At 67.0% G+C, this 25,252-nt stretch carries 23 protein-coding genes; 11 read left to right on the forward strand and 12 right to left on the reverse strand.

The features are described 5' to 3' along the window. Nucleotides 1–4: 4 nt before the first annotated feature. Nucleotides 5–1,024 carry an Rv2578c family radical SAM protein gene (locus RMCN_RS14120; protein WP_067390161.1) on the reverse strand — a complete coding sequence of 340 codons (1,020 nt, stop codon included), beginning with the start codon at nucleotides 1,022–1,024 and terminating at the stop codon, nucleotides 5–7. Nucleotides 1,025–1,053: 29 nt separating this feature from the next. Between RMCN_RS14120 and helR the strand changes: the two genes are divergently transcribed. Then, nucleotides 1,054–3,282: an RNA polymerase recycling motor ATPase HelR gene (gene helR, locus RMCN_RS14125; RefSeq protein WP_234787660.1), complete on the forward strand. Its 2,229-nt coding sequence runs from the start codon at nucleotides 1,054–1,056 to the stop codon at nucleotides 3,280–3,282. Nucleotides 3,283–3,309: 27 nt separating this feature from the next. On the opposite strand, the gene RMCN_RS14130 is transcribed toward helR, so the two are convergent. Further along, nucleotides 3,310–3,729 carry an Rv2576c family protein gene (locus tag RMCN_RS14130; RefSeq protein ID WP_110765856.1) on the reverse strand — a complete coding sequence of 140 codons (420 nt, stop codon included), beginning with the start codon at nucleotides 3,727–3,729 and terminating at the stop codon, nucleotides 3,310–3,312. 254 nt (nucleotides 3,730–3,983) lie between these two features. On the opposite strand from RMCN_RS14130, the gene urtA reads away from it, so the two are divergent. The 5 genes from urtA to urtE are packed head-to-tail and all read left to right on the forward strand — an operon-like array spanning nucleotide 3,984 to nucleotide 8,764. Further along, on the forward strand, nucleotides 3,984–5,249 hold the full coding sequence (urtA, locus tag RMCN_RS14135) for an urea ABC transporter substrate-binding protein (RefSeq protein ID WP_067390167.1): 1,266 nt from the start codon (nucleotides 3,984–3,986) through the stop codon (nucleotides 5,247–5,249). 7 nt (nucleotides 5,250–5,256) lie between these two features. After that, a complete protein-coding gene (gene urtB / locus RMCN_RS14140; protein WP_067390170.1) occupies nucleotides 5,257–6,141 on the forward strand; it encodes an urea ABC transporter permease subunit UrtB in 885 nt (294 codons plus the stop codon). Continuing rightward, the gene (gene urtC, locus RMCN_RS14145) at nucleotides 6,138–7,256 is read left to right on the forward strand and encodes an urea ABC transporter permease subunit UrtC (protein ID WP_067390173.1); all 1,119 of its coding nucleotides are present in this window, start codon (nucleotides 6,138–6,140) and stop codon (nucleotides 7,254–7,256) included. Before urtB ends, urtC begins: the two co-directional genes overlap by 4 nt. Then, on the forward strand, nucleotides 7,253–8,071 hold the full coding sequence (urtD, locus tag RMCN_RS14150; RefSeq protein ID WP_067390176.1) for an urea ABC transporter ATP-binding protein UrtD: 819 nt from the start codon (nucleotides 7,253–7,255) through the stop codon (nucleotides 8,069–8,071). The genes urtC and urtD overlap by 4 nt, the downstream gene beginning before the upstream one ends. After that, nucleotides 8,072–8,764 (forward strand): urea ABC transporter ATP-binding subunit UrtE, encoded by a 693-nt coding sequence (gene urtE, locus RMCN_RS14155; protein ID WP_067390178.1) that lies wholly within the window; start codon nucleotides 8,072–8,074, stop codon nucleotides 8,762–8,764. Between the two features lie 35 nt (nucleotides 8,765–8,799). Here urtE and RMCN_RS14160 read toward each other — a convergent pair whose 3' ends face one another. Continuing rightward, nucleotides 8,800–9,855, reverse strand: coding sequence for an IS110 family RNA-guided transposase (locus tag RMCN_RS14160; RefSeq protein WP_067390181.1), 1,056 nt, complete (start codon nucleotides 9,853–9,855; stop codon nucleotides 8,800–8,802). A 314-nt stretch (nucleotides 9,856–10,169) separates the two neighbouring features. Here RMCN_RS14160 and RMCN_RS31250 point away from each other — a divergent pair, with 314 nt between their 5' ends. Beyond that, on the forward strand, nucleotides 10,170–10,700 hold the full coding sequence (locus tag RMCN_RS31250) for a hypothetical protein (protein ID WP_201028838.1): 531 nt from the start codon (nucleotides 10,170–10,172) through the stop codon (nucleotides 10,698–10,700). Beyond that, entirely contained in the window at nucleotides 10,697–11,239 is a 543-nt protein-coding gene (locus RMCN_RS31495) for a hypothetical protein (protein ID WP_234787661.1), read from the forward strand. Before RMCN_RS31250 ends, RMCN_RS31495 begins: the two co-directional genes overlap by 4 nt. Before the next feature lie 99 nt (nucleotides 11,240–11,338). Here RMCN_RS31495 and hisS read toward each other — a convergent pair whose 3' ends face one another. Together hisS and RMCN_RS14180 are read right to left on the reverse strand one after the other, a co-directional pair. Further along, nucleotides 11,339–12,604, reverse strand: a complete 1,266-nt coding sequence (hisS, locus tag RMCN_RS14175; protein WP_064415779.1) for a histidine--tRNA ligase — start codon at nucleotides 12,602–12,604, stop codon at nucleotides 11,339–11,341. Nucleotides 12,605–12,613: 9 nt separating this feature from the next. Then, nucleotides 12,614–13,300 (reverse strand): MBL fold metallo-hydrolase, encoded by a 687-nt coding sequence (locus RMCN_RS14180; RefSeq protein ID WP_067391131.1) that lies wholly within the window; start codon nucleotides 13,298–13,300, stop codon nucleotides 12,614–12,616. A gap of 104 nt (nucleotides 13,301–13,404) precedes the next feature. Here RMCN_RS14180 and RMCN_RS14185 point away from each other — a divergent pair, with 104 nt between their 5' ends. The 3 genes from RMCN_RS14185 to RMCN_RS14195 are packed head-to-tail and all read left to right on the forward strand — an operon-like array spanning nucleotide 13,405 to nucleotide 16,383. Further along, nucleotides 13,405–14,274 (forward strand): peptidylprolyl isomerase, encoded by an 870-nt coding sequence (locus RMCN_RS14185; RefSeq protein WP_067390184.1) that lies wholly within the window; start codon nucleotides 13,405–13,407, stop codon nucleotides 14,272–14,274. Nucleotides 14,275–14,278: 4 nt separating this feature from the next. Continuing rightward, nucleotides 14,279–15,403 carry a SecDF P1 head subdomain-containing protein gene (locus RMCN_RS14190; RefSeq protein WP_067390186.1) on the forward strand — a complete coding sequence of 375 codons (1,125 nt, stop codon included), beginning with the start codon at nucleotides 14,279–14,281 and terminating at the stop codon, nucleotides 15,401–15,403. Further along, on the forward strand, nucleotides 15,400–16,383 hold the full coding sequence (locus RMCN_RS14195; RefSeq protein ID WP_067390189.1) for a peptidylprolyl isomerase: 984 nt from the start codon (nucleotides 15,400–15,402) through the stop codon (nucleotides 16,381–16,383). The genes RMCN_RS14190 and RMCN_RS14195 overlap by 4 nt, the downstream gene beginning before the upstream one ends. A 3-nt stretch (nucleotides 16,384–16,386) precedes the next feature. Here the strand turns inward: RMCN_RS14195 and RMCN_RS14200 are convergent, their stop codons facing one another. The 7 genes from RMCN_RS14200 to yajC form a co-directional block, all read right to left on the reverse strand. Next, nucleotides 16,387–16,680, reverse strand: a complete 294-nt coding sequence (locus RMCN_RS14200; RefSeq protein ID WP_067390192.1) for a DUF4333 domain-containing protein — start codon at nucleotides 16,678–16,680, stop codon at nucleotides 16,387–16,389. Between the two features lie 81 nt (nucleotides 16,681–16,761). Then, nucleotides 16,762–19,116 carry a RelA/SpoT family protein gene (locus RMCN_RS14205; RefSeq protein WP_067390196.1) on the reverse strand — a complete coding sequence of 785 codons (2,355 nt, stop codon included), beginning with the start codon at nucleotides 19,114–19,116 and terminating at the stop codon, nucleotides 16,762–16,764. Nucleotides 19,117–19,202: 86 nt separating this feature from the next. Beyond that, nucleotides 19,203–19,769, reverse strand: coding sequence for an adenine phosphoribosyltransferase (locus tag RMCN_RS14210; RefSeq protein WP_067390199.1), 567 nt, complete (start codon nucleotides 19,767–19,769; stop codon nucleotides 19,203–19,205). Then, nucleotides 19,736–21,427, reverse strand: coding sequence for an ABC transporter substrate-binding protein (locus RMCN_RS14215; RefSeq protein WP_084377396.1), 1,692 nt, complete (start codon nucleotides 21,425–21,427; stop codon nucleotides 19,736–19,738). Before RMCN_RS14215 ends, RMCN_RS14210 begins: the two co-directional genes overlap by 34 nt. Nucleotides 21,428–21,430: 3 nt before the next feature. After that, nucleotides 21,431–22,711 carry a protein translocase subunit SecF gene (gene secF, locus RMCN_RS14220; protein ID WP_064415786.1) on the reverse strand — a complete coding sequence of 427 codons (1,281 nt, stop codon included), beginning with the start codon at nucleotides 22,709–22,711 and terminating at the stop codon, nucleotides 21,431–21,433. A gap of 3 nt (nucleotides 22,712–22,714) precedes the next feature. Then, entirely contained in the window at nucleotides 22,715–24,532 is a 1,818-nt protein-coding gene (secD, locus tag RMCN_RS14225) for a protein translocase subunit SecD (RefSeq protein ID WP_064415787.1), read from the reverse strand. 79 nt (nucleotides 24,533–24,611) lie between these two features. Further along, nucleotides 24,612–24,947 (reverse strand): preprotein translocase subunit YajC, encoded by a 336-nt coding sequence (gene yajC, locus RMCN_RS14230; protein ID WP_064415788.1) that lies wholly within the window; start codon nucleotides 24,945–24,947, stop codon nucleotides 24,612–24,614. Nucleotides 24,948–25,252: the final 305 nt, after the last annotated feature.

The following is a 25,252-nucleotide window of genomic DNA, read 5'->3' on the forward strand; positions in this document are numbered from 1 at the left end:
GCGTTCAGAACAGAGTGGGCTGCAGGGTCTGGACGGGTGACGGCACCGGCGGTGTGTCCGCGGCGCGGAACGACCGGCGGTCGGGCGCCAGACCGTGCTTGGCGACCAGCGGTGCCGCCCTGTCGTGCAACATCTTCCGGTAGTCCTGCGGCAGATAGGCGCCGCGGCGATACAACTCGCGGTATTTGGGCACCAGCTGCGGGTGTGCGGCGGCCAGCCAGTTCATGAACCAGCCGCGCGTGGAGCCACGCAGGTGCAGGCCGAACACGGTGACACCGGTGGCTCCTGCCGCCGCGATCTGGGCCAGCAGCGCATCGAGGTGCTCGGCCGAGTCCGTCAGATGCGGCAACACCGGGGCCACCATCACATGGCAGCCCAGCCCGGCGTCGCGGATCGCGGCGATCATCCCGAGGCGCGCCTGCGGCGACGGGGTACCCGGTTCGACTTCCCTGTGCAGCACGGGGTCTCCGACGGCGAGCGAAACGGCCACGCTGACGTCCACCTGGCGGGCGGCCTCGCGGATCAGCGGCAGATCGCGTCGCAGCAGGGTGCCCTTGGTGAGGATGGAAAACGGCGTACCGGAATCGGTCAGCGCCGAGATGATCCCCGGCATCAGCGCATAGCGGCCCTCGGCCCGCTGGTAGGGATCGGTGTTGGTGCCCAAGGCCACCGTCTCGCGTTGCCACGACCGTCGCGACAGTTCGCGGCGCAGCACGTCGGCCACGTTGGTCTTGACCACGACCTCGCTGTCGAAATCGCTGCCGGAGTTCAGATCCAGATACTCGTGCGTGGGCCGCGCGAAGCAATAACGGCAGGCGTGTGAGCATCCGCGGTAGGCGTTGACCGTGAACCTGAACGGCAGCATGGCAGCGTTGGGCACCTTGTTGAGAGCCGACTTGCACAGCACTTCATGGAAGGTCATGCCCTCGAACTGCGGCGTCCGCACGCTGCGCACGAAACCGATACGCTGCAGTCCGGGCAGCGCGCCGTCGTCGACGCTGACACCCTGCCCATCCCACCGCATACATTCGATTCGAACTCACGTTCGATAAGATGTCAAGGTCGACGCGCGCGCGAGCCGGCGGTGACCCGACAGAGAGGGGCAGTGTGCCGATCGAGGGCCACGAGGACGAGCTGGCATCCGAACAGCGCTACATCGACGGGTTGTATGCGCGACTCGACGCCGAACGCGCCCGCGTGCGCAAGCACTACGACGCTGCGCTGCGCGGTGACGGCGGCTCGCTGGTCGACCGCGACGCCGAGGTGCGCGCGGTGACCAAGCGGATGAACCGGCTCAACGTCGCCGACCACGGTCTGTGCTTCGGTCGGCTGGATAGCGTCACGGGCGATCGTCTCTACATCGGTCGCATCGGGTTGCTGGACGAGGCCAACGAGTACGAGCCGCTGCTCCTCGACTGGCGGGCTCCCGCGGCGCGCCCCTTCTACGTCGCCACCGCGGCCCACCCGGAGGGTATGCGCCGGCGGCGCCAGTTCCACTCCATCGGGCGTCGCATCACCGATTTCACCGACGAGACCCTGGGTCGACCCACCGAAGGCGCGCAGGGTGACGCCGCATTGCTCGCGGCGGTCAACGCACCTCGCGGCGAAGGCATGCGCGACATCGTCGCGACCATCCAGTCCGAGCAGGACGAGATCATCCGGCTCGAGCACCCGGGCGTGCTGGTGATCGAGGGCGGCCCCGGCACGGGCAAGACCGTCGTCGCATTGCACCGCGTCGCCTACCTGCTCTACACGCAGCGGGAGCGGATGGAACGCCACGGCGTGCTGGTGATCGGCCCGAACACCGCGTTCTTGCGCCACATCGACCGGGTGCTGCCCTCGCTCGGCGAAACGAACGTCGTGTTCATGACGACCGGTGACCTCGTTCCCGGCCTGCGGGTCGCCGCCGAGGACTCCCCCGACGCGGCGCGGGCGAAGGGTTCGCTGACGATGCTGGACGTGCTGGCAGCGGCGATCGCCGACCGGCAACGGGTTCCCGCAGAACCGGTGCCGATCAAGCTGGCCGACGTCACCGTCCGGATCGACGCCGAGACGGCCGAGTGGGCGATCCAGGAGGCCCGTGACAGCGGCTTGCCGCACAACGACGCGCGGGCGGTGTTCGTCGACGTCATCACCTGGGTTCTCACCGAGCGTGCGATCGCCCGCATCGGTAAGGGCTGGCTGACGCGCGGCGACAAGGCGGCGTGGGAACACCTGCGAGCCGAGCTTCTCGACGAGCTCGGTGACCACGAAGCGTTCCACACCGCCCTCGACGATCTGTGGCCGCAGCTGACGCCGGAGGCTCTGCTGGCCGGGCTCTACGAGTCTGCCGAACGGCTCAGTGCCGCAGGCGCTGACGAGTCCCTGTTGCGCGCGCACGGCGATGCGTGGACGGTGTCGGACGTGCCGCTGCTCGACGAGCTCGTCGACATGCTGGGCGGGGTCGGACCCGATGCCGCGGCCGAGACGCAACGCCGGGAGGAGGCCGCCTACGCCGCGGGCGTGCTGGATCTGATGGTGGCCCGTGAGGACCTGATGGACGACGAGGACCACCTGATCGCCGCCGACCTGCTCGACGCCGAGGATCTCGCCGAGCGGTTCGTCGAGCGCGACAATCGTGACCTCGCCGAACGTGCTGCCGCAGACCGTGATTGGACGTATCGGCACGTCGTCGTCGACGAGGCGCAGGAACTCTCGGAGATGGACTGGCGGGTGCTGATGCGTCGGTGTCCCAGCAAGTCCTTCACGGTGGTCGGCGATCTCGCGCAGCGCCGATCGGCCGCGGGCGCCACGTCATGGGGCGCGATGCTCGATCCGTATGTGCCCGGGCGCTGGGTCTACCGGCCGCTGTCGGTGAACTACCGCACGCCCGCCGAGATCATGGACGTCGCCGCCGGCCTGCTCGCCGAGTTCGCTCCCGACGTGCGGCCGCCCGAATCGGTTCGCGCATGCGGTGTTCGGCCATGGGCGCGCCTTGTCGACGACGAGGAGCTGCCCGTCGCGATCGAGGAGTTCCGCCGCGATGAGCAGGGCCGCGACGGGACCAGCGTCGTGATCGGACCTTCGGGAATGGCCGGGACGGTGTCACCGGCCGAGATCAAGGGATTGGAATTCGACGCGGTCCTCGTCGTCGAGCCGGGCCGCATCCTCGCCGACGGTCCGCGCGGAGCGGCCGACCTCTACGTGGCGCTCACGCGAGCGACACAGCGGCTCGGTGTGCTGCACACCGAGCCGCTGCCATCCACGTTGAAATTGTCCGAACTGGAGAGTGTGGCCGACTGAGCGGCCCCGAGATCTACTGCGGTGCCCTCACCACTGGCTGAGCTGACACTGCACCGTGTAGGTGCCGTCCTGCTGCACCGCCACCTGACCGTCGATCGCGATCTCGCAGTGCGGGTTCGGGGATGCTTGCATGGCGTGTACGCCGGTGCTCGCGGTGAGGATCGCCCACTGCGGGTCGGCCATCGTCGTCTCGAACACCCACGGCACGCCCGGCTGCAGGACCACTTCTTCCTTCTTCAGGTACGCATACGCGTCGGCGTTGTAGGCCTCCTTGCTCGGAGGCTGAGCCGTCAGATAGTTGAGTTGGAAGTCGGCGGGGGCCGTTGACGTCAGCGTGTACCGGACCACGTGGCCTTCCGACTGGGCATTCGCCGTCGCATGGCCGACCGCGACTGACGCCGCCGCCACCATGAGTGCCGCCCCGACCTTGGCTGTAGCTGTTCGCATGTTCGTCACATCGCCGGACGGTACCAAACCGTTACGGCTCCGGCATCGCCGCTGGCGAGCGCCTTCCATCCGCCACTGAATGGCGAACGACCTGCGGAGAAGTCACAGGTTAATTTGTTCGTCACACGCAGACATTTCCCAGAAACACCACCGCTCTAACGTCCCGATTCGACAACCACGCGATGTCGGGACCACGCGCCCGGCTCGACGCTCATCGCCGATGTGCGCTGCGGATATATAGGGAAAGGCTGTTCATGCGACTACCACGACGGTCCTCCGTGAGACGTTCAGCCCTTGTTGCCGGCGGAATCGTCGCTGCGACGAGCCTGGTGCTGGCCGGCTGCGGAAGCAAGGCGACCGAGTCGGACTCGGCGAATGCCCAATCGTGTGTGGACACCTCGGGCTCGACGATCAAAGTGGGTGCGCTGAACTCGTTGTCGGGCACCATGGCCATCTCGGAAGTGACCGTCCGCAACGCCATCGACCTCGCGGTCGAGCAGATCAACGCCTCCGGCGGTGTGATGGGCAAGCAGATCCAACTCGTCGGTGAGGACGGCGCATCCGAGCCGACGGTGTTCGCGGAGAAGGCCGAGAAGCTGATCAGCAGTGACTGTGTGGCAGCGGTGTTCGGCGGGTGGACCTCCTCCTCGCGCAAGGCGATGCTGCCGGTTTTCGAGAGCGCGAACTCCCTGTTGTACTACCCCGTGCAGTACGAGGGTCTGGAGTCGTCGAAGAACATCTTCTACACCGGCGCCACGACCAACCAGCAAATCGTCCCCGCGCTCGATTACCTCAAGGAGAAGGGCGTCAAGTCGCTCTATCTGGTCGGCAGCGACTACGTGTTCCCGCAGACCGCCAACCGGATCATCAAGGCGTACGCGGGCGCCAACGGCATCGAGATCAAGGGCGAGGACTACACGCCCCTGGGCTCGACGGACTTCTCGACCATCGTCAACAAGGTCCGCACCGCGGGCGCCGACGCCGTGTTCAACACCCTCAACGGCGATTCGAACGTGGCCTTCTTCCGCGAGTACCGCAATGTCGGCCTGACCCCGGAGGCCATGCCGGTGGTGTCGGTGTCGATCGCCGAAGAAGAGGTCGGCGGCATCGGTATCCAGAACATCACCGGCCAGCTCACCGCCTGGAACTACTACGAAACGGTCGACAACCCGGTCAACAAGGCGTTCGTCAAGGCCTACAAGGACAAGTACGGCGCCAACAAGCCGACGTCGGATCCGATGGAGGCCGCCTACGTGTCGGTGTACCTGTGGAAGAACACGGTCGAAAAGGCAAAGTCGTTCGACGTCAAGGCGATTCAGGACAACGCCGGCGGCGTGACGTTCGACGCGCCGGAAGGTCAGGTGACCATCGACGGTGAGAACCACCACATCACCAAGACCGCACGCATCGGCGAAATCCGTCCCGACGGGCTGATCTACACGATCTGGGAGTCGCCGGGGCCGATCGAACCCGACCCCTACCTCAAGTCGTATCCGTGGGCAGCCGGCCTGTCCAGCTGAGCCACCTATGGATGTCCTGATCGGGCAGCTGGCAACGGGATTGAGCCTCGGCTCGATCCTGTTGCTGGCCGCGCTGGGGTTGTCGCTGACGTTCGGCCAGATGGGCGTCATCAACATGGCGCACGGAGAGTTCATCATGGCCGGCTGCTACACCGCCTACGTGGTGCAGCAGATCGTGTCGAGCGCCGGTGCGTCGCTGTTGATCTCGCTGGCCGTCGGATTTGTGATCGGCGGCGCGATGGGCGCTCTTCTGGAGACCACGCTCATCCGCCGCATGTATCACCGCCCGCTGGACACACTGCTGGTCACCTTCGGTGTCGGGTTGATCCTTCAGCAGGTCGCCCGCGACGTCTTCGGAGCCCCCGCAGTCAATGTGGTGGCGCCGGCGTGGCTGTCGGGCGGGGTGGAGATGTTCGGGGCGGTCGTGCCCAAGACGCGGATCTTCATCCTGGTGCTGGCCGTGGTCTGCGTGGCGGCGCTTGCCACCGCGCTCAAGGTCAGCCCGATGGGACGGCGGATACGGGCCGTCGTGCAGAACCGCGACCTCGCCGAAACCAGTGGAATCTCGTCCCGCAAGACCGACATCACAACGTTTTTCATCGGCTCGGGCTTGGCCGCGGTGGCCGGTGTCGCGTTGACGCTGATCGGTTCGACCAGCCCGACCATCGGGCAGAGCTATCTGATCGACGCCTTCCTGGTGGTCGTGGTCGGTGGACTCGGCCAGATCAAGGGCACGGTGATCGCGGCGTTCGCGTTGGGCTTTTTGAACTCGTTCATCGAATACAACACCACCGCATCACTGGCGAAGGTGATCGTGTTCGTGATCATCGTGGTCTTCCTGCAGGCACGGCCGCAGGGCCTGTTCACCGTCCGGACAAGGAGTCTCGCGTGAGAACCTTCGTTGGCCGCTGGCAGACCTGGGCCGGTTTCGCGGTGGCCGCGGTGCTGCTGTTCGCCGTGGCGCCCGCGGTGCTGTCGGACTTCCGGCTCAGCCTGCTGGCCAAGTTCCTGTGCTTCGCGATCGTCGCGGTCGGCATCGGGCTGGCCTGGGGCCGTGGCGGCATGCTCGTGTTGGGTCAGGGCGTGTTCTTCGGGCTCGGCGGCTACATGATGGGCATGCATCTGAAGATCGCCGACGCGCAGTTGCGCGGCGACGATGTGCCCGACTTCATGCAGATCGCCGGAGTACGCGAATTGCCCGGTTACTGGCAGCCATTCGCCTCCCCCGCCTTCACCCTGGCGGCGATCGTGCTGGTGCCGACGGCGATCGCGGCCGCACTGGGACTCGGTGTGTTCAAACGCCGCGTCAAGGGCGCCTACTTCGCGATCCTGTCCCAGGCGCTGGCCGCCGCGCTGGCGATCCTGCTCGTCGGGCAGACCAGTCTGGGTGGCAGCAACGGGCTCAACAGGTTTCGCACGTTCTTCGGGTTCACTCTCAACGACCCGGCCAACCGGCGAATGCTGTACTTCATCGCCGCCGGTGTGCTTTTGGCCGTCGTCGCGGTGGTCCGCCAACTCATGCAGAGCCGGTACGGCGAGTTGCTGGTGGCGGTCCGCGACGGTGAGGAGCGTGCCCGATTCCTCGGATACGACCCGGCGAACATCAAGGTGGTCGCCTACACCGTGGCTGCATTGTTCGCCAGCATCGCCGGTGCGCTGTTCGCACCGATCGTCGGGTTCATCGCGCCGTCGCAGGTGGGCATTCTGCCCTCGATCGCGTTCCTGATCGGCGTGGCGATCGGCGGGCGCACCACGCTGCTGGGGCCGGTACTCGGCGCGATCGGGGTAGCGTGGGCGCAAACCCTGTTCTCCGAACGCTTCCCGTCCGAGTGGACCTACGCGCAGGGCCTGCTGTTCATCGTCGTCGTCGGATTCTTCCCGGCGGGACTGGCCGGGCTCGGTGTGCTGTTCAAACGGCGCCGGATCCGCCGGCGCAGCAAGCCCGTCGAACCCGAACCCCAACCGCAGACCGATCCAGACACCGAGAAGGTGGGCGCAGCCACATGACCCTTCAAGCGGAGCCGATTGCGGGCGGCAACGTCGGTATGGGCACCGAGTACCTCGAAGTACGTGGTCTCACAGTCGATTTCGACGGTTTCAAAGCGGTCAGCGATGTCGATCTGACCCTCTTTCAGGGTGACCTCAGATTCTTGATCGGCCCGAACGGTGCGGGCAAGACGACGGTCATCGACGCGATCACCGGCCTGGTGAACGCCGCCGGGTCGGTCAACAAGTCCGGCGTCGAACTGCTCGGCAAGAAGGTGCATCAGATCGCCCGACTCGGGGTGGGGCGCACGTTCCAGACGGCCACCGTTTTCGAGCAACTGACCGTGTTGCAAAACCTCGACATCGCCGCGGGCGCGGGACGGTCGGCGTGGACGCTGTTACGTCGACGCAAGGGTGTGCTGCCCGCCATCGAAGAGGCGCTCGACACGATCGGGCTGACCGATTTGGCCGACAAGCCGGCCGGGGTGCTGGCCCACGGGCAGAAGCAGTGGCTCGAGATCGGCATGCTTCTGGTGCAGAACGCCGACGTGCTGCTGCTCGACGAACCCGTCGCCGGCATGAGCCACGAGGAACGCGAGGAGACCGGAAAGCTGTTGCGCCGCATCGGTGCCCAGCGCACCGTCGTCGTCGTCGAACACGATATGGACTTCATGCGCGCGTTCGCCACATCGGTGAGCGTCCTGGCCCGCGGGCAGGTGATCGCGGAGGGCACTGTAGCCGAGGTGCAGGCCAATCCCAAGGTGCAAGAGGTCTACCTCGGCACCGCGGCGGCCGGGACCGCCGATGTGCCCGCCGAACTCATCGAGGAGTCGTAGATGCTGTCACTGGTCGACGTGCGTTGTGGTTACGGTCGTTCCGAGGTCATCCATGGGGTCAGCGTGGATGTGCCCTCCGACGGGGTCGCCGCGGTGATGGGCCACAACGGCGCGGGTAAGACCACGCTGTTGCGCGCCGCCGTCGGGTTGCTGAAATGCAGTGCCGGCAAGGTGCTCTTCGACGGTGACGACATCAGCCGGCTGCGGCCGAGCGCACGTGTCGCGCGCGGATTGGCCTACGTGCCGCAGGGCCAGCAGTCGTTCGGTCAGCTGACGACGATGGAGAATCTGCAGGTCGTCGCCGACGGACGCAAGAACGGCAAGCGGCTCATCGACGAACAACTCGACCTGTTTCCCGCATTGCGGGAGTTGTTGACCCGCCGCGCCGGTCTGCTCTCTGGCGGTCAGCGCCAGCAGTTGGCGATCGCCCGCGCGCTCATCACCACACCGAAGTGCCTGATCCTCGACGAGCCGACCGAGGGTATCCAGCCGTCGGTGGTCGCCGAGATCGAGGCCGCGATCACGTCGCTGACCCGGCGGGGTGGCCTGAGCGTGCTGCTGGTTGAACAGCACATCGGTTTCGCGCTGGAGTCCTCGCAGCACTACTACGTTCTCGAGTCCGGCCGCGTCACCTCCGACGGTGCGGGCGGTTCGGCCTCCGAAGCCGACGTCCGCGCCGCCATGGCCATCTAGTGCTCACCCTTTGTTGCGCGAGCATTGCTCCTATGTCAAGCCGCGGTGGTTTGGCCTGTGTGGTGGCGTGTTTGTTCGTCGGCGTGTAAGCGGTTGTAGACGACTCGTGCTAGGCGTCGTTTGAGGCAGCGCAAAGCTTCTTTGGTGGAGTCGCCGTCGGCGAGTCTCATCCGGTAGTAGGCGTGTCCTGGGCTGTCGACGAGGCGGATCTGGGTTAGTGCGATGCGGTGCAGGGCGGCGTTAAGTTGTCGGTTGCCTGCGCGGCTGAGACGCACACGGCCGGCGGTGTTGCCTGACCAGACGGGGATGGGGGCGGTGCCGCTGTGGCAGGCGAAGGCTGCTTCGCTCTTGAACCGGGTGATGCCGGCGGTTTCGCCGACGAGTTTGGCGGCGGTGAGCTCGCCACAGCCTGGCAGTGCCAGCAGTTGTGGAGATACTGCGTGCACGGCGTCGCTGATGCGGGTGTCGAGGGCTTTGATGGCCAGGGTGAGTCGGATGATGTCACCGAGCTCGTCGGTGGCCAGCTCGGCGAGCAGCCCGTCTTGGGTTGCCAACCATGCGGCCAAAGTGGTCTGCGTTTTGGCCCGGTCAAGTGATCCCTTCTTCGGCGCTTGGGTCGGGTCGAGTTCGTGAATGCGGCCCAGGAGTCTATTGATGGTCGCAGTGCGTTGTCCCACAAGGTCTTCGCGTCGATCGACGAGCAGCTTGAGTTCGCGGGAAGCCTCGTCGTGTGCAGCTATCGGCAGATCGGGGTGGCGCAGCACCGCGCGAGCCACCGCCAAGGCGTCGATCGGATCGGACTTCCCTCGAGTGCGTGCACCGGCGCGTTCGTGGGCCATCAGTTTCGGTGCCACTCGCACAACCTTCTGCCCGGCCGACAACAGGTCACGCTCCAGTCGCGCCGACAAATTGCGGCAGTCTTCGATGCCCCACAGTAGGTCCTCGCCGAAGGTGGTCTTGGCCCAAGCCAATGCGGCTAGATGTCCTTCCGTCGTTGCTGGGACGACTTTCTCTCCGACCTCGCGGCCTCGTTCGTCGACAGCGACGAAGGTGTGGGTGCGCTTGTGTACATCGGCTCCAAGAACCACCATGGACGGTGCCTTCTTTCATCGTGATGGGTGAGGAGAAGGTTGGGCCGACCGGTTGGACACATCTCAGTGGGGGCGATGCCACGCTCCTATCAAGTCACGCCGGTCGGTCCTTCCATCCGGTGTCGGCAATATGCTCGAATGCCAACCCCGAAAGATGGCAGTGCGGGTCTGAGCCAGACACCAGATGAGAAGAACCCAACCACCGCAATGCGGCAATCACCACATTGACACTGAGTGCGGGTCTGCAGACGACACGCCGCAGATTTCCGACAGTTTGCGCACGCTCGCGGCCACCGAAGTGGCACAGTGCACCCGTGAACACAGCTTCGGAGCCACAGGTACTGGCCGACACCGGCGGTCTTGTCGTCACCGACGACGGCCGTCGGGTGCTGGTCGTGGACCGTGGAACAGGAGCGCTGACGGTGCTGGCGTTCGTGCTCGGCGTCGTGACGCTCGTCGTGGCCGGGTTCGGGCTGGTCGCGCTGATCGGCGGAGTCCCGTCGCGGGCGCTGGGCGCCGCCTTCCTGGCCGTCGGCGTGGCGCTGGCGGTGGCCACATTCTTGGTCGTCCGCAGAATCCGCCGGTACCGCAGCCGACCGCTGCACGAGTGCCGGCCCGCCGCGGTGCTGGATCGCAAACTCGAACTGTTCAGCTACCGCGGCGGCGCCCTGGTGCAGCTGGATCAGGTGCGTTTCGCGCGTAAATTCCAAATCGGTTCCAGCTCACCGAAACTCGTTGCCGTCACCCCCGGCGGCACGAAGACGCTCAAGCGCGGCAACCCGTTCGACGGTGGGGTCGGGCACATCGACGAACTCCTCAACTCGGTCGCCCGCGGCTCTGCGTGAGCACACCGCTCGAGCCGATCCCGCTGGCGGATCAGGGCGCGGTGGTGGTGGCCGAACGGGGGCCCGAGGTCCTGCTCATCGACCGCGGACGGGCGCCGACTGAGGTGACGGTGCTGTTGTTGACGATGTCGGCGTTGATCTTCGGCGGCTTCGGCGTCGTGTCGATCTTCTACGCGTTCGCGTATTCGATGGTGTGGCCCTCGGCGGCGATCGGCGCGGGGCTGCTTGTCATCGGCATTGCGGCCTTCAGGGCGATGTTTCGCGGGGGCGCGGCACTTCGACACATGCGGATGACACCGCTGAGCGCATATCCCCCGGTGGCCGTCTTCGACCGCCGACACCAGACCTACCGCGACGGCGCCGGTGAGATCGTGGCCCCGCTGAACCAGGTGCGGTTCGAGCGGCGTTCGCGATTGCTGACGTCGAGTCTGGTCGCGGTCACCCCGTCGTCGACGCGAACACTGATGCGGGGCAACGTGTTCAGTGGTGGCATCGGGATGCTCGACCGGGTGCTCACCGCCGCCGCGCACCGCGTTTGAGCACGCTCGCCGGCCCGCGAGCGTGCGCAAACCGTCGAAATTTCGCGGTGTGTCGTGCGCAGACACGCACGCTCGCGCAACAAGGGTGCGCGCAACAAATCAGGCGCGGTTGAGGCGGGCCAGCACTTCGGTCAACACGTCATCCACCGGCACATCCGTCTGCTGCCCGGTCGCCAGGTTCTTCACTCCGATCGTGCCCGCCTCGATGTCGCGGTCACCGGCCACCAGCGCCAGCGCCGCACCCGAACGGTCCGCGGCGCGCATCGCACCCTTGATACCGCGGTCGCCGTAGGCAAGGTCGACGCGCACACCCGCCGCCCGCAGTCGCGCGCCCAGCACCGACAGCGTCACCTTGGCCTGCTCCCCCAACGGAACACCGAACACATCGACGCGCGCCGTCCCGCCGACGGTCTTGCCTTCGGCCTTCAACGCCAGCAACGTGCGATCGACACCCAGCCCAAACCCAATGCCGGACAAGTCTTTTCCGCCGAGCTGCGCCATCAGGCCGTCGTAGCGTCCGCCGCCACCGATACCTGATTGGGCGCCGAGCCCGTCGTGGACGAACTCGAACGTCGTCTTGGTGTAGTAGTCCAGCCCGCGCACCATGCGCGGGTTGATGACGTACGGCACGGCCAACGCGTCCAGGTGCGCCAGCACGGTGTCGAAGTGCTGTTTGGCGACATCCGACAGGTGGTCGAGCATCACCGGCGCATCGGCGGTCATCTCACGCATCTTCGGGCGTTTGTCGTCGAGCACCCGCAGCGGGTTGATCTCGGCGCGCCGCCGCGTCTCGTCGTCGAGGTCGAGCTTGAACAGGAAGTCCTGCAACAGTTCCCGGTACTGCGGACGGCAGGTCTCGTCACCCAGCGAGGTGATCTCCAGCCGGAAACCGTCGAGACCCAGCGACCGGAAGCCCGCATCGGCGATCGCGATCACCTCGGCGTCCAGTGCCGGGTCGTCGACGCCGATGGCCTCCACCCCGACCTGCTGCAGCTGACGATAGCGGCCGGCTTGCGGACGTTCGTACCGGAAGAAGGGGCCCGAGTAGCACAGCTTCACCGGAAGCGGCCCGCGGTCCAGGCCGTGCTCGATGACGGCGCGCATCACCCCCGCGGTGCCCTCGGGCCGCAGGGTGACCGAGCGGTCGCCGCGGTCGGAGAACGTGTACATCTCCTTGGACACCACATCGGTCGACTCGCCGACCCCACGCGCGAACAGCGCGGTGTCCTCGAAGATCGGCAGTTCGACGTCGCCGTAGCCGGCGCGCCGTGCGGTGTCGAGCAGACCGTCGCGCACACCGACGAACTGCGCCGAATCGGGTGGCAGGTAGTCCGGTACGCCCTTGGGCGCCTGAAATTCACTCACTGGAGCTCACTAGGTCAAGCCTTCGAGAAACGGGTTGGTGCGGCGTTCGACGCCGATCGTGGACTTCGGGCCGTGCCCCGGTAGTACCACGGTGTCGTCGTCGAGCACCAACAGTTTGTTGACGATCGAGCCGAGCAGGTCCCGGCCGCTGCCGCCCGGCAGGTCCGTGCGGCCCACCGACTGCCGGAACAGGGTATCGCCCGTGAACGCGACCGCACCCGGCCCCGACCCGAAGCCCTCCTCGACGCGGAACACCACCGACCCGCGGGTGTGTCCGGGTGTGTGGTCGACGGTGACCGTCACACCGCCCAACTCCACCTTGTCGCCGTCCTTGTCCAGTTCGACGACCTGCCTGGGCTCGCGGAACAACACGCCGAACGCCGAACTGGCCAGCCCACCGATGAAGCCGCGCCCGAAGTCCTTGATCGGATCGGTCAGCATGAAGCGGTCCTCGGGATGGATGTAGGCCGGGCAGCCGTACATGTCGGCCACCTTCTGCGCCGACCAGATGTGGTCGATGTGGCCGTGCGTCAACAGCACCGCCGCAGGTGTCAGGCGGTTTTCGTCCAGGATCCGGCGCAACGGCCCCATCGCCCACTGGCCGGGGTCGACGACGATGGCGTCGGCCCCGGCCCGCGGGGCCAGCACGTAGCAGTTGCACGCCAGCATGCCGGCGGCAAACCCGGTGATGAACACGACGTCCAGTTTCCCACCACGCGATGGCGTGGGTCGCGGCGCCACACTCAGCAATGCCTGGCACACTCGTCTCCGATCGACCGACAAAGAGGAGGACATCAGCGGTGCCGACCAACGAACAGCGGCGGGCGACGGCGAAGCGCAAGCTCGAGCGGCAGTTGGAGCGTCGCGCGGAGAAGGCACGCAAGCGGCGCCTGTACACGATCATCGGCTCGGTCGCGGGCGCGATCGTCGTGATCGCCGCGGTGGTCGCGGTCGTCGTCACCACCCGTGACTCCGAGAGCCAGACCGCAGCCGCCACCGAGACCTCCCCCACCTCGGCCGCGCCGACGGCGCCCGGCTCGCTGCCCGCGTTCGCGGCTCCGGCCGGACTCGGCGAGAACTGCCAGTACCCGGCGTCCGCGGAGCAGGCCAGCAAGCAGGTGAATCCACCCCGCGCCGGCAAAGTGCCCACCGAGCCCGCCGAGATCAGCGCCAGCATGTCCACGGACCAGGGCAACCTCGGCCTGCTGCTCGACAACGGCAAGGCGCCGTGCACCGTGAACAGCTTCGCCAGCCTCGCCCAGCAGGGCTACTTCGACAACACCCCCTGCCACCGGTTGACCACCGCCGAACAGCTCAAGGTGCTGCAGTGCGGCGACCCGACCGGCAAGGGCACCGGCGGGCCGGGCTACTCGTTCGCCAACGAGTACCCGACCAACCAGTTCCAGCCCGACGACCCCAAACTCCAGGAGCCGGTCACCTATCCGCGCGGCACCCTGGCCATGGCCAACGCCGGCCCGAACACCAACGGCAGCCAGTTCTTCCTCGTGTACCAGGACTCCAAGCTGCCGCCGAACTACACGGTGTTCGGCCGCGTCGACGACACCGGCCTGGCCACGTTGGACAAGATCGCACAGGGCGGGGTCGAGGGCGGCGGTCAGGACGGCGCGCCGGCCACCCCGGTCACGGTGAAATCGATCCTGTTGGACTGACGCCGTGACCGCGCCCCCGCCCTACGGCGGTCCCCCGCCGCCGTACGGCTATCCGGCGCAGCAGTACTCCTACCCGCCGCCCAAACGGCCGTCACTCGCCGGGCCGTACCTCGTGTTGTCGCTGCTCGCCGTGCTCATCATGGCGTATGCCGCGGTAGCGATTCTGACGCGGGCGGAATGGATGGGTACCGGCCCACGGGCCGGCACGCAGGTCACATTCAGCGTGCACGCGCTGGACGGATCAGCGCCTCCCCCGGAGGCGCTGTCCCAGACGCGCGACATGGTCGCCGCGCGAGCGCACGAGATGGGATTACCGAATGCGCAGGTGACCTCCGACGGCGACGCTTTGACCGTGACCGCCCCCGGCGACGCCAACGCGGTACGTGCCGTCGGCCGGATCGGACGGATGTACATCCGTCCGGTGATTTACGCGATCCCGGCAGAGCCCAGTACTGCGACCTCCGCGGTGCCGCGGCCGCCCGACCCTGGGCTGGCGAAGCGTATCGCCGACGAGCGACAGTTGCGACAGAGCACCGACGAGCAGATGCAACTTATGGCTTTGCAGTTCCAGGCGACTCGTTGCACCAACGATGACGATCTGGTCGGCCATGACGACCCGACTTTGCCCCTCATCACCTGCTCGCAGGACAGCGAAGAGGTGTATCTGCTCGACAAGGCGATCATCAACAGTGAGCAGATCGTGGACGCCACCGCTGACCTGGACGTAAAGCGGGGCGAGTATGTCGTTGACCTTCAGTTCGACGGCGACGGCAGCGAGGTCTGGGCCGACTTCACCGCCGCAAACACCGGTGCCCGGGCAGCGTTCGTATTGGACACGAAGGTGGTCAGCGCACCCGAGATCGGCGAACCCATCCCGAACGGGCGCACTCAGATCACCGGTCAGTTCACGGCCGGCAACGCCCGTGCACTGGCGAGCCTCTTGAGCCACGACGCCCTGCCTGTTTCGCTGAAATTCGAGTCGTCAAAGCCGGAAACGGTTCCGGAACAACCGGGTTCGACACCGCTACGCATCGGATTGCTTGCCGGTGGGGTCGTGTTGTCGACTGCTCTCGTCGGCGCCGTCCTGTATGTGGTGCGCCGCCGCACGGCCAGGGGGGCAGTTCGATGACCGCGCCGCCGCAACCACCGCCTTACGGCGGATACTCGCTGGGCCATCCACCGTACCCGCCGCCCAGGCAGACCAACTCGCTGGCCGTCGCGGCCCTGGTGTGCGCGTTCGTGTTCGCGCCGCTGGGCATCGTGTTCGGGCACGTGTCGCTGTCGCAGATCAAGAAGTCCGGCGAGGAGGGCCGCGGGCTGGCGATCGCGGGGCTGGTCATCGGGTATCTGGTGACGATCTTGGCGGTGCTTGTCGTCGTCGTCAGCGTCGTCGTCCTCGCGGCGGTAGGGCGCGACCTCGCGAGGTTCGACGGTGTAATTCCCGACGACACCGCCACGGGGGGCTTGGCGGTCGACGAGCTCCCGAAGTTCGACCCTCCCGCGACGCTCGGTTCGAACTGCCAGTACCCGCGGAGCCCCGAACCGTCGAGCGAGCCGGCCACGCCGCCGCGCACGGGCCGCGTGCCGACGGACCCCGCACGTGTCAGCGCAAGCGTCACCACCAACCAGGGCAACATCGGCCTGCAGCTGGACAACGCCAAGGCCCCGTGTACGGTCAACAACTTCGCCAGCCTCGCCCAGCAGGGCTTTTTCGACGACACCCCCTGCCACCGGCTGACGACGGACGTGCATCTCGGGGTGTTGCAGTGCGGCGACCCCACTGGCACCGGCACCGGCGGACCCGGGTATCAGTTCCCGAACGAGTACCCGACCAACCAGTACCGGTTGAGCGATCCGGCGCTGCGGTCGCCGGTCCGCTATCCGCGCGGGACGCTGGCGATGGCCAACGCGGGGGTCGGCACCAACGGCAGCCAGTTCTTCCTCGTCTACGAGGATTCACAGCTTCCGCCGACGTACACGGTATTCGGCACGATCGACCAGACCGGTTTGGCGACGCTGGACAAGATCGCGGCCGAGGGAGTCGCCGGAGGCAGCGAGGATGGCGAGCCCGTCGCCGACGTCGTCGTCGAGTCGATCCGACTGGATTAGCGGCTACTCAGCCGGGGCGGTCTCGATGTAGAACTCGACGTCCTCGTCCTCGACCTTGGTCACCCGCATGTTCGCGGTGTACTCCTCGCCCTCGGGTCCAGTGAACTTGCATTCGAACTTCGCGCCCTCTTTGGCCTCGACGCCCTCGGGGCACTTCACGTCGGTGGGTTTGAACCCGGTCTGCTCGGAGACGAGGTCGACGACGGCCTGTGCAGCCCCTTCCGGTTTGATCGTCGATCCGCAACCGGCGACGGCTACTCCCAGAGAGACGAGCAAGACGATTACCGCGGGCCGCATCGTCGCAGTATCCCAGAACCGGCAAAAATTGACGCGCTTCGGCGAAATTTGCGGGCTACGCCGCTTCTGCCCAATTGCGGCTCACGCCGCGGACGTGACCCGGTAGACGTCGTACACACCCTCCACATTGCGCACGACGTTGAGCACATGGCCCAGATGCTTGGGGTCGCCCATCTCGAAGGTGAACCGACTGATGGCCACCCGGTCGTTGGACGTCGTCACCGATGCGGACAAAATGTTGACCTTTTCATCGGCCAACACCCGCGTGACATCCGACAGCAACCGGTGCCGGTCGAGCGCCTCGACCTGAATGGCGACCAGGAACACCGACGACGGCGACGGCGCCCACTTCACGTCGATGATCCGTTCCGACTGCTGCTGCAGCGACCCGGCGTTCGTGCAGTCGGTGCGGTGCACGCTGACCCCGCCGCCGCGGGTGACGAAACCCAGGATGTTGTCGCCGGGCACCGGCGTGCAGCACTTGGCGAGCTTGGTCAGCACACCGGGAGCACCCGGCACGGCCACCCCGACGTCGTCGCTGGTGCGTTGGCGCACCGGCATCGTCGCGGGCGTCGACCGTTCGGCCAGCTCGTCGGAGGCCTCCTCGTCGCCACCGACCTGGGCGACCAGCCGCTGCACCACGTGCCGCGCGGAGACATGCCCCTCACCCACCGCGCTGTAGAGCGCCGAGACGTCGACGTACCGCAGTTCGCGGGCCAGCGCCCCCATCGACTCGGCGTTCATCAAGCGCTGCAACGGAAGCCCGCCGCGCCGAACCTCGCGGGCGATGGCGTCCTTACCGGCTTCGAGCGCCTCCTCGCGGCGTTCCTTGGCGAACCACTGCCGGATCTTGGCCTTCGCGCGCGGCGAGACCACGAAGGTCTGCCAGTCGCGCGACGGTCCGGCGTTGGGCGCCTTGGACGTGAAAACCTCGACCACTTCCCCGTTTTCGAGCTTGCGCTCCAACGCGACGAGGCGGCCGTTCACCCGAGCACCGATACAGCGGTGACCGACCTCGGTGTGCACCGCATAGGCGAAGTCCACCGGCGTCGACCCGGTCGGCAGCGTGATGACATCACCCTTGGGGGTGAAGACGAAGATCTCCTGCACCGCAAGGTCGTAGCGCAGCGATTCGAGGAACTCGCCGGGGTCGGCGGCCTCCCGCTGCCAGTCCAGGAGCTGTCGCATCCAGGCCATGTCGTCGATCTCGGCCGACGAGTGCTGGTTCGGAACGGCGTTGCGGCCCTTGGTTTCCTTGTAGCGCCAGTGCGCAGCGATACCGAGTTCGGCCGTCTTGTGCATGTCGTGGGTGCGGATCTGCACTTCCAGCGGCTTGCCCTCGGGCCCGACCACGGTGGTGTGCAGCGACTGATACACGCCGTAGCGCGGCTGGGCGATGTAATCCTTGAACCGTCCCGCCATCGGCTGCCACAGCGAATGGACCACGCCCAAAGCCGCGTAGCAGTCCCGGATCTCGTCGCAGAGGATGCGCACGCCGACGAGATCGTGAATGTCGTCGAAGTCGCGGCCCTTGACGATCATCTTCTGATAGATCGACCAGTAGTGCTTGGGGCGGCCCTCGACGACGGCGGTGATCTTCGACGCGTTGAGCGTCGCGGTGATCTCGGCGCGCACCTTGGCCAGGTAGGTGTCGCGCGACGGCGCACGGTCGGCGACCAGCCGCACGATCTCCTCGTACTTCTTGGGATGCAGAATCGCGAAGGCGAGGTCTTCGAGTTCCCACTTGACCGTTGCCATACCCAACCGATGTGCAAGTGGGGCAATGACTTCCAGCGTCTCGCGCGCCTTGCGTTGCTGCTTTTCGGGCGGCAGGAAACGCATCGTGCGCATGTTGTGCAGTCGGTCGGCGACCTTGATCACCAGCACGCGCGCGTCCCGCGCCATCGCGATGATCATCTTGCGGATGGTCTCGCCCTCCGCGGCGGTGCCCAGCGCGACCTTGTCCAGCTTGGTGACGCCGTCGACCAGATGGCCGACCTCGGTGCCGAACTCCTCGGTCAACGCTTCCAGGGTGTAACCCGTGTCCTCGACGGTGTCGTGCAGCAGCGCCGCGATCAGCGTGGTGGTGTCCATGCCGAGCTCGGCCAGAATGTTGGCCACCGCCAACGGATGGGTGATGTAGGGATCACCCGAGCGGCGCAGCTGATCGGCGTGCCGCCGCTCGGCCACCTCGTAGGCCCGCTGCAGCAACTGCAGATTGGCCTTCGGATAGATCTCCTTGTGGACGGCGACCAGCGGCTCCAGCACCGGGTTGATCGCACTGCGTTGCGACGTCATCCGGCGCGCCAACCGGGCCCGCACGCGGCGTGACGCGCTCGCGGAGGGCTTCGGCATCTCCAGCGGCTGCGTCTCGGGGATCTGGGCGCCGGGCGGCGCTGACTGCACGGCCTGGCCCGTGCCGGGTTCCTCAGCCATGGTCACCTCCCGGTCTGGTCGTTCACGCCGAAGCGCTCATTCGTGTCTCGACAGCGGCGTCGCACGCGCGCCTTCGAGGATATCCCTCAGACCCGGTACAGCGACGTGACCGGCAACGGATCGAGCGCTTCGCGGCCGCCCAGCGCGGTCAACTCGAGCAGCACCGCGGCGCCCGGTACCGAGGCGCCGGCGTTCTGCAGCAGCTTGACCGCCGCGGCCGCGGTGCCGCCGGTGGCCAGCACATCGTCGATGATGAGCACCTTGCGGCCGCCCAGGTCGACCCCGTCGGCCGGAATCTCCAGCGTGGCCGTGCCGTATTCGAGCGCATAGGTCTCGCTGAACACCGGCGGCGGCAGCTTGCCGCCCTTGCGGATCGCCAACACACCCGTCCCCAGCCGCAACGCGACCGCCGCGCCGAGCAAGAAGCCGCGCGCGTCGATGCCCGCCACCAGGTCCGCGCCGCGGGCGACATCGGCGAGCGCATCGGTGACCGCGGCCAGCCCACGCGCGTCGGCCAGCAACGGGGTGAGGTCCTTGAACGCGACGCCCGGTTCCGGGAAGTCGGGCACCTCGCGCATCATCCTCGCGATCAGGGTCGAGATGTCTTCTCCGCCTGAGCTCACCGGTCCAACACCCAACGGTCCATGTTCCATCCCGCGCCCCACCGCGTCGGATTGCTGCTCACAGCGAACATCTTCTTCGACGTCAGCACCGTGCGCTGCTGGCGGTACAGCGGCAACGTCGGCATGTCGGCCCACAGCACGGGGCCGCCCTCGCCGAGCAGCCGGGCCATCTCCTTGGGATCGTTGGTGATCGCGATCGCCGAGATGACCCGGTCCACCTGCGGATTGGAGTAGCGCGGCAGGTTGTTGCCGTTTCCGGTGTGGAACTGATAGGCGTCCATCGCCGACGAACCGGTCGACCCGCTGCCCGCGGCGCCGCCCGTGCTGGCGATCAGCACGTCGATCTTGTTGTCGCGCAAGGACAGTGGGCCCACGGCGTCGCCTGCGGCATCTTCGACGGTGATGCCGGCCGGCGCACACGCCTTGGCGATGGCGCCGACGGTCGCCGCCAACCGCGCGTTCGGGCTTTGGTACCCCATGCGCACGGTCAGGGGGCGCGCGTTGAGCGCGGCCCGGGCGGCGTCGGCATTGGCGGCGACGAACTGTCCGGGCTCAAGACCGGCCTCGGCCCCGCTGTAGGCGTCCTCGGACGCGGGATTGAGCCGCGAATTGGCGATCGGCTGCTCGGCGTTGCGCGCGATCACGTCGCGCGGCGTGCACAGGGCCAGCGCGCGGCGAGCCGGCGGAGCCGCCAACGGCCCCTGCGGCGCGAATATCAGCTGTTGGATGCCGGCCGACGGGGCATCCGTGCGCACGTAGTCATCGGGCATGTTCAGCGTGCCCGACGATCCGGTGGCGATGTCGACGACGTCGTAGGCGCCCTGATTGACGCGCTCCTGAATGTCGGCGCCGCGCGGCCACACGGTGACCTTCTTGGTGACCGGCTCGGCGCCCCACCACTTGTCGTTGGCGACCAGCTCCACGGCCCCGTCCTCGGTCACCGATTCCAGCTTGTAGGGCCCCGACGAGGGGAACCGCTTCAGGTCCAGATCAGGCTTGAGGTCCCAGCCGGTGTTCCAGACCGCGGCGATGCGCTCCACCGCGGCACCGTCGTTGTCGAGAATGGCCCGAGTGACTCCGCCGTCGCCGAGACCCAATTGGTCGGCGATGACGTGCGACGGCATCATCGACGTCGCGGAGAACAGCTGCCCGAAGTCGACGAAACCACGATCGGGGGCGAACGACACCCGCGCCTTCTTCTGCCCCGGCGTGCAGTCCACCGTCGCGATATCGCTGTAGCCCGCGCGGCTGGCCGCGTCGAAGTCCGGGAACCGGCCGGACTGCGACGCCCACGCCAACACGACGTCGTCGCAGGTGATCGGTTTGCCGTCGGAGTACACCGCGTTCGCGTTGACCTCGTAGTCGAGGACCAGCGGTTGTCTACCGACGACCGAGATGGTCCCGAAGTCGTGATCGCCGACGATCTGGCCGTCGGGTCCGTGGTAGTTGAAGCCGGTCAGCACCCGAGCGAACGCCTGCGGGCCTGCCGAAGCGGCGCCGGCGACGGTGTTGGTGTTATAGGTGATCAGCGTGCCGTCGACGGCGTAGTCGATGCTGTCGGCAGGGCTGCGCGTGCACGCCGACGCCAACGACGCCGCGAGCACCAGTGCCGCCGCCAGAGCACCGCAACGCCGGATCGGGCTCACTGCCCTCGCGGGCTGTGTGCCCGCCCGCTTGCCGGCGCTCATCCCCTACCGCCGCCGCGTGTCGCGCTTACCCGACGGACGTCCGGTCCGGCTGCTGCTCGGTCGCACCGGACGCGCCCCCGGCGCGGGTTTGTCCGGCGGCGGCGTAGTCCTCGTCGCGGCCTCGGCACGCGCGGGCGCGGCGGCCCCGACGGTCTCCGGCTCGGCGGCGTCTTCGTCAGCTCCCTCCGCCTGGGAGGCCCTGGCCGACGCGTTCTTGCGACGGTTCATCACCCGGCGGGTGTGGTTACGCACGAGGTCGGTGCGCTCGCGCAGCGTCACCAGCAGCGGGGTCGCGAAGAAGATCGACGAGTAGGTACCGACGATGACGCCGACCAACTGCACCAGCGCCAGGTCCATCAGCGTGCCCACACCCAGCAGCCACACCGCCACGACCATCAGCGCCACGATCGGCAACACGGAGATGAGGCTGGTGTTGATGGACCGCATGAAGGTCTGGTTGACGGCGAGGTTGGCGTGTTCGGCGAAGGTGCGTCTCGTGGTGTGCTCGAAGCCGTGGGTGTTCTCCTCGACCTTGTCGAACACGATGACGGTGTCATAGAGCGAGAAGCCGAGAATCGTGAGCAGGCCGATCACCGTGGCCGGGGTGACCTCGAAGCCGACGAGTGAGTAGACGCCGGCGGTAACCACGAGGTCGAACACCAGCGTCGCCATCGCCGCGATCGACATGTAGCGCTCATAACGCAGCATGATGTAGATGGTCGCCAGCACCAGGAACACCACCAGCGCGATGAGCGCCTTCTGCGTGATCTGCCCGCCCCACGTCTCCGACACCGCGGAATCGCTGATGGCCTGCTTACTGGGCTGCCCGTCCGCCCCCTTGGGCTTGAACGCGTCGAACAGCGCGGTGCGCAGCTCCTCGGTCTCCTCGTTGGTCAGCGTCTCAGACCGGATCTGCACGGTGGCCGATCCGCCGCTGCCGACCACGACCACCGACTCCGGGCTCTTACCCAGCGTCTGGCTGAAGACGTCCTCGACCTGCTGGGTGGTCACGGTGCCCGATTCGGTCGCGGTCGGCATCGACACCTTGGTGCCGCCCTCGAAGTCGATGCCGAAGGTGAAGCCGCGCAGCAGCATGCTGGCCAGGCACACCAGGACGATCGCACCGCTGACCGCGTACCACAGCTTGCGCTTGCCGATGACCTCGAAGGCCCCGGTGCCGGTGTAGAGGCGGACGAAGAAGCCGTGGCGAGGCGTGGCGGACTCGAGGTCCGGCGCCTCCACGGCGGTGCTCTGCGGTTCGTCCGATGACTGTTTGGGCGCCATATGTCAGTCCCGTCCCGTCGCGTGCGCGGCCGCTCGTCGCTCCCTGGCGATCTGTTGCACCGCACCGAGTCCGTTCAACGAAGGCTTGGCCAGTGTCGGCGACTTCGACGCCAGATACACCAGCGGCCACGTCACCAGGAACACCACGACCACGTCGAGGATCGTGGTCAGACCCAGGGTGAACGCGAAGCCCTTGACCTGTCCGACCGCGAGGACGTAGAGCACCGCCGCGGCGAGCAGCGTCACCGCGTTGCCGGACACGATCGTCTTGCGGGCCCTCGCCCAACCGCGGGGCACCGCCGAGCGGAACGAACGCCCTTCGCGGATCTCGTCTTTGATGCGTTCGAAGAACACCACGAACGAGTCGGCCGTCATACCGATACCGATGATCAGACCGGCGATACCGGCCAGGTCCAGCGTGTAGCCGATCCACCTGCCGAGAAGCACCAGAATCGCGTAAACCATTGCACCGGAAGCGATCAGCGACAGCGCGGTCAACACGCCCAGCATCCGGTAGTAGAGCAACGAATACGCCAACACCAACGCCAGGCCGACCGCGCCGGCGATCAGGCCCGCGCGCAGAGACGACAGACCCAATGTGGCGGAGACGGTTTCAGCCTCCGACGACTCGAAGGACAACGGCAGCGAACCGTATTTCAGCACGTTGGCCAACTCGCGGGCCGACTGCTGGGTGAACTGGCCGCTGATCTGTGTGCGTCCGCCCGGGATCGGTTCCCGGATCTCGGGTGCGCTCATCACTTTCGTGTCGAGCACGAACGCGGTCTGCGTCCCGACGTTGGCGGCGGTGAAATCCGCCCACGTCTTCGCGCCATCGCCCTTGAACTGGAGGTCGACGACGTACTCACCGCGCTGCTGGTCGAGACCGGAGGTGGCGTCCTGGATCTGCTCTCCGTTGATGATCGACTTGTCCAGCAGGTACACCTCCCTGCCGTCGGCCGAGCAGGTGATGAGCGGAAGGTTCGGGTCGTCGTTACCCGCGAGAACGTCGTCCTCGTGGCAGCGGGTGGCTTGGAACTGCAGTGCCAGGATCTGAACCTGCTGATCGGTGCTCTGCCGCAACTGCTTCTCGTCGGCGATGCGCTGCGCCAGCGGAATGTCCTCGGGTGACGTGGGAGTGGTCGTCGGTTCGGGAGCATCCGGCGCGGGTGTCGGCTCGGGGCTGCCCGGTGTCGGGGGCGGCTCCGGTGCGGGCTGCGCGGGTGGCTCCTGAGGGTAGGGGCGCGGCTGCGGAGCCGGTGGAGCGGCCGGATCGGCCGGCGGCTGATCACCGGCGGGAGGCTGTTGGCCGGCGGGAGGCTGCTCACCGGGGGGCGCTTCGGTTCCCGGCATACCCGGGATCAAGCCCGGCATCCCGGGAATCGGACCGCCCGGAGGTGCGCCTGCCGGCCCCTCCATCGGCGGCTGCTCGCCCGGCACCTCGGCGGGCATCACATGCACGACCGGGCGGATGTACAGGCGTGCCGTCTGGCCGAGGTTGCGGGCGTCACTGCTCTCGCTGCCGGGAACGGTGATGACGAGGTTGTTGCCGTCGATGATCACCTCGGAGCCCGACACGCCGAGACCGTTGACTCGGTCGTTGATGATCTGCTGCGCCTGGCCCAACGCCTCGCGGGTGGGAGGCGACCCGTCGGGTGTGCGGGCGGTGAGAGTGACGCGGGTACCGCCCTGCAGATCAATGCCGAGTTTGGGTTCGGGCTTCTTGTCTCCGGTCAGAAAGACCAGGCAGTAGGCGCCGACGAGCAACACCAAAAAGAGCGAGAGGTAGCGGGCAGGGTGCACCGGCGTCGAAGACGATGCCACGTTTTGTCAGGTCTCCTCGGAATCGGTTCGTCAGCACCGCAGAGACTACGGGCTCGGGCTGTGAAGATCGCCCGCGGACTCAGCCGTCGGTCTTGGTGTTGGGGCTTTCGGTGAGCTCGGTCGCGGTCGACTCGGGCTCGTCGTCCTCGAACTCGTCGTCGTCGGTGATGCGGTCGCGCACCGCCAGCTTCATCCAGGTGGTGACGACACCGGGCGCGATCTCCAGTTCGACCTCATCGTCGGTGATGCCCTTGATGGTCCCGACCAGACCGGACGTGGTGTGCACGCGGTCATCGATCTGGAGCGATTCGTGCAGGTCGATGGTGGCCTGCATGGCTTTCTTCTGTCGGCGGGACGCGAAGAACATGAATGCGCCCAGCACGATGAGCAGGGGAAGGAAGACAACCAAATCCATGGCGACAGAGTCTTTCGTTAGGTCATATGGTCACGGCGCAGCGCCGGTTCAGGCGCGCGCCCATAAGTGACCAGTGTGCCATTGCGGGCTTCCGCGGCGACCAGCCCACCGCGATGAGACCCCGCATTGCCCGGGCCGCAAGCCAGCCGGGGCGCTCCGAGACATCCGGGCTCAACGAATTCCGTCGCGTTTCCGCCGTGTGGCCGCGGATCCCCCGGCACCCACCCGCGGATATCAACCGGATCGGTGCTGTCTTGGTTAGGCTCTTGCTCGATGAGCACCGTCGAAGAGAGCCGGTAGTTGTC

It is taken from the genome of Mycolicibacterium novocastrense (genome assembly GCF_001570485.1).
In the GTDB taxonomy this organism is placed as follows: domain Bacteria; phylum Actinomycetota; class Actinomycetes; order Mycobacteriales; family Mycobacteriaceae; genus Mycobacterium; species Mycobacterium novocastrense.